9 protein-coding genes are annotated in these 11,331 nt (G+C 63.6%); 1 reads left to right on the top strand and 8 read right to left on the bottom strand.

Features of this window, described 5'->3' with window-relative positions; all coding sequences use genetic code 11:
* Positions 1–240: 240 nt before the first annotated feature.
* Together EN850_RS23175 and EN850_RS23170 are read right to left on the bottom strand one after the other, a co-directional pair.
* Positions 241–537 carry an AzlD family protein gene (locus tag EN850_RS23175; RefSeq protein WP_136092334.1) on the bottom strand — a complete coding sequence of 99 codons (297 nt, stop codon included), beginning with the start codon at positions 535–537 and terminating at the stop codon, positions 241–243.
* The gene (locus EN850_RS23170; protein WP_136092333.1) at positions 534–1,262 is read right to left on the bottom strand and encodes an AzlC family ABC transporter permease; all 729 of its coding nucleotides are present in this window, start codon (positions 1,260–1,262) and stop codon (positions 534–536) included. The genes EN850_RS23175 and EN850_RS23170 overlap by 4 nt, the downstream gene beginning before the upstream one ends.
* A gap of 221 nt (positions 1,263–1,483) precedes the next feature.
* On the opposite strand from EN850_RS23170, the gene EN850_RS23165 reads away from it, so the two are divergent.
* Positions 1,484–2,242, top strand: coding sequence for an SDR family oxidoreductase (locus tag EN850_RS23165; protein WP_136092332.1), 759 nt, complete (start codon positions 1,484–1,486; stop codon positions 2,240–2,242).
* 123 nt (positions 2,243–2,365) lie between these two features.
* On the opposite strand, the gene EN850_RS23160 is transcribed toward EN850_RS23165, so the two are convergent.
* The 6 genes from EN850_RS23160 to ftsZ form a co-directional block, all read right to left on the bottom strand.
* Positions 2,366–3,061, bottom strand: coding sequence for a TIGR02453 family protein (locus EN850_RS23160; protein WP_136092331.1), 696 nt, complete (start codon positions 3,059–3,061; stop codon positions 2,366–2,368).
* Positions 3,058–5,262 carry an NAD-dependent DNA ligase LigA gene (gene ligA, locus EN850_RS23155; RefSeq protein ID WP_136092330.1) on the bottom strand — a complete coding sequence of 735 codons (2,205 nt, stop codon included), beginning with the start codon at positions 5,260–5,262 and terminating at the stop codon, positions 3,058–3,060. The genes EN850_RS23160 and ligA overlap by 4 nt, the downstream gene beginning before the upstream one ends.
* Before the next feature lie 134 nt (positions 5,263–5,396).
* A complete protein-coding gene (gene recN, locus EN850_RS23150; protein WP_136092329.1) occupies positions 5,397–7,070 on the bottom strand; it encodes a DNA repair protein RecN in 1,674 nt (557 codons plus the stop codon).
* Positions 7,071–7,253: 183 nt separating this feature from the next.
* Positions 7,254–8,123, bottom strand: coding sequence for an outer membrane protein assembly factor BamD (locus EN850_RS23145; protein WP_127279708.1), 870 nt, complete (start codon positions 8,121–8,123; stop codon positions 7,254–7,256).
* A gap of 262 nt (positions 8,124–8,385) precedes the next feature.
* Entirely contained in the window at positions 8,386–9,336 is a 951-nt protein-coding gene (lpxC, locus tag EN850_RS23140) for a UDP-3-O-acyl-N-acetylglucosamine deacetylase (RefSeq protein ID WP_136092328.1), read from the bottom strand.
* Between the two features lie 280 nt (positions 9,337–9,616).
* Positions 9,617–11,296, bottom strand: a complete 1,680-nt coding sequence (ftsZ, locus tag EN850_RS23135) for a cell division protein FtsZ (RefSeq protein WP_136092327.1) — start codon at positions 11,294–11,296, stop codon at positions 9,617–9,619.
* Between the last annotated feature and the right edge of the window lie 35 nt (positions 11,297–11,331).

Genomic DNA, 11,331 nt, shown 5'->3' with positions numbered 1-11,331 from the left:
GTCGGACATTCAGCTTTGGAAGGCTGGCGCTGCCCCTCATCTGCCTGCCGGCATCTTCTCCCCGTATAGTGACGGGGAGAAGGGGCTGATTGCACCCTCGCCGCTTTTTTCTGCGGCGCCGGCGATTGGCGAGACCATCATCGAGGGCGTCTTTCTCCCCGTCACTATACGGGAAGAAATGCCCGGCAGGGCAATGAGGGGCGGCGCAAACCTTCGAAGCAATAGCGCCGGCAGGGCTTCTTATCCCACGAACTGCCGTGCCACGATCAACACCGCAGCACCCGCCAAAAACATCGCCATCAACCCGCCACGCAACGAAACCGCCGCCGTGACAACCAGCGCTGCCCACTCCGCCGGTCCGGCATTCAGCAGTTCCGGCGCCACCAGCGTCGTCAGCACTGCCGCCGGCACCGCGTTGAGGCCCGCCTCGACGCGCGGATGGATGTGGTCGAAGCGGGAGATGACCAGATGCCCGCCGATGCGCGTGAGATAGGTGGCGATCGCGCCGGCGATGATGATCCAGAATGTCGTGCTCATGGCCTTGTCTCCACGCCGCTATGGTGCGGCGGCAGGATGACAGCCAGCAGCACGCCGGCGATGGCGCCGATGGAGACGTGCCAGGGCGAACCCACCGTCTTGTAGGCAATGATGGACGCGCAGGCACTGGCGACGACCACCGGCAGCCACAGCGGCCGCTTGCGGAAGCCCATCACCAGGCCGAGGAAATAGATCGGCAGCAGGAAATCGATGCCCAGCGCATGCGTATCGGGAATGAGCTTGCCGAACAGCGCACCGAGCGCGCTTTCGACGATCCAGAACAGATAGACCGGCAGGCCAAGCCCCAGATACCAGGCGAAGCCCACATTCTGGCCGGATTGCGCGCGTGCCTCGGCGACCGCGAATTGCGGATCGGTGAGGATGAAATAGCCGAGTGCTTGGCTGATGACAGGCCAGTGCGCGATGCGCCGGCCGATGCCGGCGGAATAGAGCACGTGGCGGAAGTTGACGGCGAAGATCGAAAGCACGACCAACCATGGCGCGACATGCTGGCCAAACAGCTGGATGCCGACCATCTGGCTGGCGCCGCCATAGACCAGCGCGCTCATCAGGAAGGCTTCAAGGACCGAAAACCCATTGTCGACGGCGAGCGCGCCGAACAGCACCGCGAACGGCGCCGAAGCCACCACAACAGGCATGGAGAGCCTAACCCCTTGCCAGAAATCGCTTTTCGCGCCGCTCTCTGAAATCACGTCCGTCGCCATCGGCCACTCCATGAGGAGTCGCGGTATGTAGGGGGCATGCCCAGCCTTGTCACACGAATTCGCTTGAGCCAAACGATCAGCGGAAATCATCGGCAAGCCTTTCACGCCGGAATTTGGCCCGCGCTCCGTCATATCGACGCGAGATCACAATGGCTCTGCAGTTCCGCGTAAAGGCACGCTATTGTCCGGTGATTGCAGATTGGCGAAAAAAGGGGTTGCGGATGATCGTTTATAATTTCACCGGCAGGCATGCGGTCGTCACCGGGGCTGGCGGCGGCATGGGCGAGGCGATTACCCTGGCGCTGCTCGATGCCGGCGCTTCCGTCACCGCCATCGACATCAAGCCACGCCCGGCATCGCTCGCCGCCTATGACGACAGGCTCATTTTCGCGCAGGGCGATCTCACCGATGCCGCCTTTGTCGAACAGACCATCAATGCTGCGGGCCGTGAGCGCGGCGGCATCGACTATCTTGCCAATGTCGCCGGCGTGCTCTGGTTCGGCCGCGACAAGTCGGCCCTGGAGATGGACCTCGACGTCTGGGACCAGGTCTTCAACATCAACCTGAAATCCTTCGTGCACACGGCGCGGGCGGTCGTGCCACATATGCGCGCGGGCGGCCGCGGCGGCGCCATGGTGCATTTCTCGACCATCCAGTGGTATCGCGGCGATCCGACCCCGCAGGATGCCTACCAGGCCTCGAAGGCCGGCGTCTGCGCGCTCTCCAAGTCGCTCGCCATGCAACTGGCCGGCGATCGCATCCGGTCGAACGCCATCTGCCCGGGCATGGCGCTGACGCCATTGCAGGCGCGCTGGGACACCGAGGAGAAGCGCGCCGCCGTCGCCAGCTACACGCCGCTCGGCCGCATCGGCACGCCGCAAGACATGGCCAACGCAGCACTTTTCCTGCTCTCCGACGAGGCAAGTTACGTCACTGGAATTGAACTGGCCGTCGACGGCGGTCTTTTGATGCGGATGTAGCGCCGCAATCACAGCGCTGGGCTACAGTATGTCGCGGCGAATTGGATTCGCCGACCTCCTGTAAGCTTATGATTTTATGCATGTCGTTGTCTCGAAACCGAGAACATTTCCGGGCGACATGCATTAGCTTCCCGGCGCCGTGCCCTCGATCGCCCTGCCCCAGTCGAGCAACGGCTTGGCGCGCATGGCGAAATCGACCAGTTCCTCGACCAGTCCCGGCCCGTGGATAGCAGCCGGATCGATTGCGTGGCGAACGGCGAAGTGCCGGTTGCGGATGGCGGCGACAAGATCTTTGTCGGCGACGTGTTCGAAGCCGCGCGGCGTGCGTTTCATGCCGCCTTCGGCATCGAGTTCGAGGCCATTTTTCCCCAGCGCCGCCACCACGGCGCGAAACGTATCGGGATGGCTTGCAATGGCCTTGCGCATGGCCGTCAGCAGTTCCGGCGCCGGCTGCCACCAGGCGACGCCGGCAAAGCAGCGCTCGAGCCCGATATGGACGAAGAACACACCCTGCTCCATCTTGGTGCCGTCCGGCGACAGGATAGCTGACAGATGCCGGTTATAGGGTCGTTTGTCCTTGGCGAAGCGCACGTCGCGGTTGATGCGGAACAGCGACTTCTTGCGATCGCCACGCAGGCCGAGGCCAGCCTGCGCAAAACGCAGAGTAAGCGTCTCGACGAGATCCCCCAGTGGGTCGCGCAATTCCTTTTCGAACAGGTCGCGGTTTTCCAGGAACCACTCGCGACTCTGGTGGAAATCCAATGCCTTCAGGAACGGAATGGCCTTTGGGCCGAACCCTTTGAATGCCCCGTCCGTCACGATTTGCCGACCCGCTGCAGCCAGGTGTCCTCATCGATGACTTCGACGCCGAGTTCGCTGGCAAGCTTGAGCTTGGAACCGGCGCCAGGACCGGCCACCAGCAGATCGGTCTTGGCCGAAACCGAGCCGGCCACCTTGGCGCCGAGACGCTCGGCCATCGCCTTGGCTTCCGAGCGTGTCATCTTTTCCAGCGAACCGGTAAAGACGATCGTCTTGCCGGCGACTTCGCTGTCGGCCGAGACGGTGACGATATATGGCTTCGGCTTGACCTGCTGCAGCAGCTTCTCGAGCACGTCGTCATTGCGCTCGTTGCCGAAGAAATCGCGAAGCGCATCGATCACCGTATCGCCAATGCCGTTGATCGATGGGAAGACCGCATGCGGATTCTGCGCCGCCGCAGTCTCCTTGCCGACTCGGATAAGCTCCTCGATGGTCGAGAAGGTTCGCGCAAGCACCGCGGCCGTGGTTTCGCCGATATGGCGGATGCCGAGCGCGAAGATGAAGCGGTCGAGTTCGGGCTCACGGCGCGAATCGATTGCCGCAAACAATTTGTCGAGGCCTTCATAGTTGCGGTCCTCGACGCTGCGCACATTCTTGCGCGTCTTGCCGGACGCCGCTTCGCGCTGCCTGGCCTGCTCCTCGCGCCGCACGGCCAGCGCCTTGGTCACGGCAGGGCGGCGCTCCCTCAGCGTGAAGATGTCGGCGGCTGTCTTGATCAACCCGGCATTGAAGAACGTGTCGATATTCTCCGCGCCCAGGCCTTCAATATCCAGGGCGCCGCGCGACACGAAATGGCGCAGCCCTTCCACGGCCTGCGCCGGGCAGATCAGTTCGCCGGTGCAGCGGCGGCGCGAATCCTCCTTGCCGGTCTTCTCGTTGATCTCGCGCGTCGCCGGCGAGCCGCAGATCGGGCAGGTGTGCGGGAATTCGTATGGCACGGCATCGGGCGGACGCTTGTCGATGACGACACTGACGATCTGCGGAATGACATCCCCTGCCCGCTGGATCACGACGGTGTCGCCGATGCGCACGTCGATGCCGTCGCGGATCGGCTGGCCGGTGCTGTCCAGGCCCTTAATATAATCCTCATTGTGCAGCGTGACGTTTTCCACCACGACGCCGCCGACGGTCACCGGCGCAAGCCGCGCGACCGGCGCCAGCGTGCCGGTTCGGCCGACCTGGATGTCGATCTTCTGCACGGTCGTCATCGCCTGTTCGGCCGGGAATTTGTGCGCGACGGCCCAGCGCGGCTCACCGGTGACGAAACCCCAGCGGCGCTGCAGCTCCAGCTGGTCGACCTTGTAGACGACGCCGTCTATGTCATAGCCAAGCGACGAGCGCTGCTCCTCGATCCGATGATAGTGCGCGACCAGTTCCTCGACCGATTTGGCCCGCACCATCAGTGGGCTGATCTTGAAACCCCAATCGGCGAATTTCTGCACTGATTCGTACTGTGTCGGCGCCGGATCGGCCGTAGTATAACCCCATGCATAGGCGAAGAATTTGAGGTTGCGGCTGGCGGTGACGGAGGGATCCTTCTGCCGCAGCGATCCGGCCGCCGTATTGCGCGGATTGACGTAATCCTGGCCGCCGACAGCCGCCGAGCGCGCCTTGAGCGCCTCGAATTCGGCATAGGTCATATAGACTTCGCCACGGATCTCGATGATTTCAGGCCAGCCTGATCCTTTGAGCTTCGCGGGAATGTCGGCGATGGTCCTCAAATTGGCGGTGATGTCCTCGCCGACCGCACCATCGCCGCGCGTCGCACCTTGCACGAAGACGCCCTTTTCGTAACGCAGCGAAGCCGACAGCCCGTCGATCTTCGGCTCGGCGGTGAAAGCGATGTCGAGGTCCTTGTCGCGGTCAAAGAAGCGCCGGCCACGGTCGATGAAATCGGTGACGTCTTCGTCGGTATAGGCCTTGGCGAGGCTGAGCATCGGCACGGCGTGGCGCACCTTGGTGAAGCCTTCCGCCGGTGCGGCACCAACCCTGAGCGAGGGCGAATCCTCACGCACCAACCCGGGAAAGCGCTCCTCGATGGCAAGATTGCGCCGTCGCAACGCGTCATACTCCGCGTCCGTGATCGTAGGCGCGTCCTCGGCATGGTAGCGCCGGTCGTGACCGGCGATCTCTTCGGCAAGGCGCTGGAGTTCGGCTTCAGCCTCGCTTTCGCTGAGCGAATCGACGGGTTTTTCGGCCATGCTTTTTGTCCCTGAACGGTGGCGCGCCACAATAGAGCATGATCTTGAAAGGTGGGAACCGGTTTTCGGAAAAGATCATTCCTGAACAGCAGGATGGAGCCATATCCTGACTCGCCCCATGACGCCCGATAGTCTCATGCCGCGTTTGTATTCTCGCGCAGCAGCCGCTCGGCGGCGGCGCGCGCCTCGTCGGTGATAGTGGCGCCGGCCAGCATGCGGGCGATCTCCTCCTGCCGCGCCGTCCTGTCCATCTCGGCAATTCCGGTCGCGACACGGTCGGTGCTGCCCGATTTGGAGATCAGGAAATGTGTTGCCGCGCGCGCCGCCACTTGCGGAGCATGGGTGACGGAAAGCACCTGGACACGCTTCGACAGCCGCGCCAGCCGCTGGCCGATGGCGTCGGCCACCGCGCCGCCCACGCCGGTGTCGATTTCGTCGAAAACCAGTGTCGGCGCCGAACCGCGATCGGCAAGCGCCACTTTCAGCGCCAGCAAGAAGCGTGACAGCTCGCCACCCGAGGCGACTTTCATCATCGGGCCGGGCCGCGTGCCAGGATTGGTGCGCACCCAGAACTCGATCTGGTCGATGCCCTCCTCCATGCGGCTCTCGGCCTCGCTCTTCATCTCGACGATGAAGGCCGCGCGTTCGAGCTTCAGCGCCGGCAATTCGGCCATCACCGCCTTGGTCAGGCCGACCGCCGCGGCATGGCGAAGCGAGGACAGCTGTGCGGCAGCGATGTCGTAGGTTTCGCGCGCGGCGGCGGCCTGCTTTTCCAGTCCGTGCAGGCGCTCCTCGCCGGCATCGAGGTCGGCTAGATCGGCAACCATCGTGTCGCGCAATTGCGCCAGATCGTCGACGGCGACGCTGTGCTTGCGCGAGGCCGCGCGCAGCGAAAACAGCCGCTCCTCGGCCTTCTCCAACCGTTGCGGGTCATATTCGGTGGCGCGAAGCGCCGCCTCGACGCCCGATTGCGCCGCGTCGAGCGACAACATCGCTTCATCCAGCGACTTGACCACGTCCTCGAGCAGCCCGGGCGCCTCCGTCGCCTTGCGCTGCAGCCGCCTCAGCAGGCTGGCCAGTAGCGGCAAGGGCGAGGACGGGCCCGAAAGCACATCCTGCGCGTCGTGGATTTCGGAGGCGATCTTCTCGGCGCGCATCATGTGGGCGCGCAGCTCGGCAAGTTCGGTTTCCTCACCGGGCTGCGGATCGAGCTTGGTCAGTTCGGCGACCGCGGCGCGCAGATAGTCGGCCTCCCGGGCGGCGGCCGCCACCTTGGCGCGATGGCGCGTCAACTCCTGCTCGCAGGCGCGCCAGTGCCGCCATGCCTCGCCTGTCGCGCGGACGGCGCCGAGATGGCCGCCGAAAGCATCGAGCACATCGCGGTGCGCGCCCGGATCGACCAAAGCGCGTTCGTCATGCTGGCCATGGATCTCGACCAGTGCGCGGCCGACATCGCGCATCAGCGTCACGCTGGACGGCTGGTCGTTGACGAACACACGGGTACGGCCGTCCGCCGTCTGCACGCGGCGCAGGATGACGTCGCCGTCATCCTCGATGGCGTTTTCGGCAAGCAGCGCGCGCACCGGATGGTTGCGCGGAACATCGAACACGGCAATGACCTGGCCCTGCGACGCGCCATGGCGCACCAACGAGGCATCGCCGCGCGCGCCGAGCGCCAGCGACAGGGCATCGAGCAGGATGGATTTGCCGGCGCCGGTTTCGCCGGTCAGCACGGAGAGACCCGGCTGGAAGTCGATGTCCAGCTTTTCGATCAGGACGATATCTCGGATCGACAGTCTGGAAAGCATGAGAAACCGGACCTATTGCATGCCGCCCAGAAGTGGACCCGGTTTCGGGATAACGACAGGCACGAAAACAAAAGATTTAAGGCGGCACCCGACAGTTGGAGTCGCAGCGCCGCACTATCTTTTTGTTTGAGCTTCGGATCAATCCGAAAAAGCACACTGCGCGCTTCGCTCGGAGCTCCGCGGTCAGGCGCCGGTGATCAGCTTCCCGGCCTTGGATATCCACGATCCGGCATTTTCGCGTGGCGCCAGACCGTTGCTCTGCAGCAGCTTATAGGAATCCTTGTACCACGAGCTGTCGGGATAGTTGGTGCCGAGGACCGCGGCCGCCGTCTGGGCCTCCGAGGTCAAGCCCAACGCGTAATAGCTTTCGGTGAGGCGGGCGAGCGCTTCCTCGACATGGCGGGTGTTGGAATAGTTTTCGACCACGGTGCGGAAGCGCTTGACGGCGGCGATGTACTCGCGGCGCTCCAGATAATAACGGCCGATCTGCATTTCCTTGCCGGCGAGCTGGTCGTTGGCGAAGCGGATCTTTTCCTTGGCGTCGTCGACATATTCCGACGTCGGCCAGCGCGTCACCAGGTCTTGCATCGTCTGCACGGTCTGGCGTGCTTCCTTCTGGTCCTGCGTCACGTCCTTGATCTGGCGATAGTAGCTGAGACCGATGATGTACTGGGCATAGGGTGCGTCATCCGTGGACGGATAGAGGGCCAGGTACCGCTTTGCCGACTGGATCGCGTCCTCGTAGCTGCCCTTCCGATAGTCGGCAAACGCGCCCATCACCATCGATTTGCGGGCCCATTCCGAATAGGGATGCTGGCGGTCGACGGCGTCGAACTTCTTGCTCGCCTCGTCCAGGCGTCCCGCATTCATGTTTGCGAGGCCCTGATTGTAGAGAACGTCGGCCGGCTCGGTCTGGTCGACATAGGTCGAAAGGTCGATATCTTTCTCCGACGACATGCAGGCCGACAGAAAGAGCGATGGAACAACCACCGAAAGCGCCAGGAAGACAGACCGCTGCGGCGCTTTCGATTGACCGACTCGCTTGAAGAACATGATTGGATTGCGCCCTTTCGGCGTTATTTTAGTGCCTCTTGCATGCTGTTGTCCCAAAAATGGTCCCCACTTCTAGGCGACATGCATTAATCGACGGCAGCAGCCATAAACCATAACCGCCTTGCCCGGCAACGCTATGTCCAGCCAATCGCACATTTTTGTGGCGACGGACCGCAGCGCGAAAATCTATGCAATTTCGCTGATGGATGATGCATTCATGCAACACCCATACCGCCATGCAATGCGAAAAAGATTAAGAAAATCAGATCATCCATGGCGCATAGAGCGGCGCGTTGACGGCGTTCATCTCGGCGGCCCGGCCACGCTCGCGGCGTGTCGTCTCGACGATCTCGAAGGCCGTGCGGTCCGACAGCAGGCGCCGCAGCGCGGCGGCGTTCAGCCGGTGGCCGCCGCGATAGGAGCGGAAACAGCCGATGAAGCGCGCGCCGGCCAGCGCCAGGTCGCCCATGGCGTCGAGCGTCTTGTGGCGCACGAATTCGTTGGGGTAGCGCAGGCCACCCATATTGATGACGCGGTTGTCGTCACCGATCACCAGCGAGTTCTCGAGCGAGGATCCCAGCGCATAGCCGGCGGCCCACAGCCGTTCGACGTCCTTCATGAAGCCGAAGGTGCGGGCGCGGGCGATGTCGCGGCGGAAAATATCGGCATTGATGTCCGATGCGAACAGCTGGCGGCCGATCGCCGGGCTTTCGAAATCGATCTCGACCTCGAAGCGGGTGCCGTCATAGGGCCTGAACTCGGCCCAGGAGGCGCCGTTCTCGATGCGGATCGGCTTGACCACCCTGATATAGCGGCGCTTGACGGCCAACACCTCGATGCCGGCCTGGTCGATGGCTTCGACGAACGCCATGGCACTGCCGTCGAGGATTGGGACCTCGTGGCCGTCGATCTCGATGATGACATTGTCGATGCCGAGCCCGAACAGGGCGGCCATGATATGCTCGACCGTGGCGATGTGCTCGCCCGAGGGATCGCCAAGCATGGTGCAAAGGTCGGTGGCGCCGATCTCGGAAAACAGGGCGCGGAACTCACGGCCCTGCCCGTCGCCATTGAGAAGCTGGAACACGATGCCGGTATCGGCATCCGCGGGCAGGAAACTGATGGAAACTTCTTTGCCGCTGTGAACGCCGGTGCCTGTAAGCGACGCGCGCGTCTTCACTGTCGTCTGGTGGTCGTGCAAGACAATCCCCATAAGCCCGTAATGCCTAGGTCCGCTTCTCCAGCCCGAGGGCGCGGCTCTTGTTAAATCGGCAGGCAGGGCTACTTCCCCCGAAATCCCCGCATACCGACCATGGTAGGCAGCGAAGATAATGTCCCGGCAGGGAGACTCCAAATCACGGTTTCTTACTCTTTGTAACCGCGAACTGGAACATCTACGACACGATAACCAATTGATTATGCAAGCCTTTAAACGTTAACAGGCAAGCAATTTCTTGCCTGCCTGTTAACAATTGTTACAATCCGTTAACCGGTCAGTTGGCCTGGCGGCGCAGGAACGCCGGAATCTCCAGCTGATCATCGTCCTGAGTCGCCCTCACCTGCGGCGTCAGACGGCCCTGGTCGTCCAGCTGGCCGCGGCGCGGCGCGTAGAGCTGGGCGTCCTGGCTGGCGAGGCGGCGCACTTCCGGTGCGGCCTGGCGCAGCTTGGGCTCGCGCGGCTGCGCCGGCTGCAGCCGTGCAGGCTCCTCTTCGCGGCGGGTCAGGCCATTGGTCAGGCGCTTCAGGAGACCCATCGGGCCGCTGTTCTCATGGTCGGCGGGACGGCTCTTGGCGTCGACCTCCGCCTTCACGACCGGCGGAAAATCCTCGACGCGCGGCATGCGCTGCGGCGCCATCGCCACCGGCTGCTGGACCTCACGCAGCATTTCGCGCGGCTGCGGAGCCGGCTGCATCATCTGCTGGACAACAGGCTGAGGCATCGGTTGCGCGGGCGGCGCCTGGAAGATCTTGCTCTGCGGGCGGAAATCGTCCGCATGGGCGACCGGTGCCGGACGAGCCTGCGCCATGGCAGCGGCGTTCGCTTCGGCCAACTGGATGGCTTCGGCAACCGGATCGGCGGCGCGCGGCTCATACACCGTCTGCTGGACCGGGGCCGGGCGGCTTTCCACCGCGGCGACGGCCGGCCGGGGGGCAGGCTTCGGCGGCGCCGTGCGGATCGAGATCGGCGCGGCGGCGATTTCAGCGGCCGACTTGTCGATGCCGGTCGCGACCACCGAGACGCGGATGACGCCCTCGAGTTCCTCGTCGAAAGTGGCGCCCAGGATGATGTTGGCGTCCTGGTCGACTTCTTCGCGGATGCGGGTCGCCGCCTCGTCGACTTCGAAAAGGGTCAGGTCGCGGCCGCCGGTGATCGAGATCAGCAAGCCCTTGGCGCCCTTCATCGAGGTTTCGTCGAGCAGCGGGTTGGCGATCGCGGCTTCCGCCGCGGCCATCGCACGGCCTTCGCCCGAAGCCTCGCCGGTGCCCATCATCGCCTTGCCCATCTCGCGCATCACCGAACGCACGTCGGCGAAGTCGAGGTTGATCAGGCCTTCCTTGACCATCAGGTCGGTGATGCAGGCAACGCCGGAGTAGAGCACCTGGTCGGCCATCGCGAAGGCGTCGGCGAAGGTGGTCTTGTCATTGGCCAGCCGGAACAGGTTCTGGTTGGGGATGACGATCAGCGTATCGACGCACTTCTGCAACTCCTCGATGCCGAAGTCGGCCGTCTTCATGCGGCGCTGGCCTTCGAAGTGGAACGGCTTGGTGACGACGCCGACGGTGAGGATGCCCTTCTCGCGGGCTGCGCGGGCAACCACCGGAGCAGCACCCGTACCGGTGCCGCCGCCCATGCCGGCGGTAACGAAGCACATATGGGTGTTGGTGAGATGGTCGAGGATCTCGTCGATGCACTCTTCCGCCGCCGCGCGGCCGACTTCCGGCTGCGATCCGGCACCGAGCCCCTCGGTGACATGCGCGCCAAGCTGGATCAGGCGCGAGGCCTTCGACATGGTCAGCGCCTGCGCGTCGGTGTTGGCCACGACGAACTCGACACCGCGCAGTCCGGCGGTGATCATGTTGTTCACGGCATTGCCGCCGCCGCCGCCAACACCGAACACGGTGATGCGCGGCTTAAGCTCGGTGATGTCCGGCTTCTGCAGATTGATGGTCATTGTCTCCGTCCTTTGCCTTTCACGCCGCTTCGCCG

The organism is Mesorhizobium sp. M8A.F.Ca.ET.207.01.1.1 (assembly GCF_004794715.1).
In the GTDB taxonomy this organism is placed as follows: domain Bacteria; phylum Pseudomonadota; class Alphaproteobacteria; order Rhizobiales; family Rhizobiaceae; genus Mesorhizobium.
The sequence above is the reverse complement of the archived record's forward strand: the minus strand, read 5'-3'. Positions and strand labels throughout refer to the sequence as shown.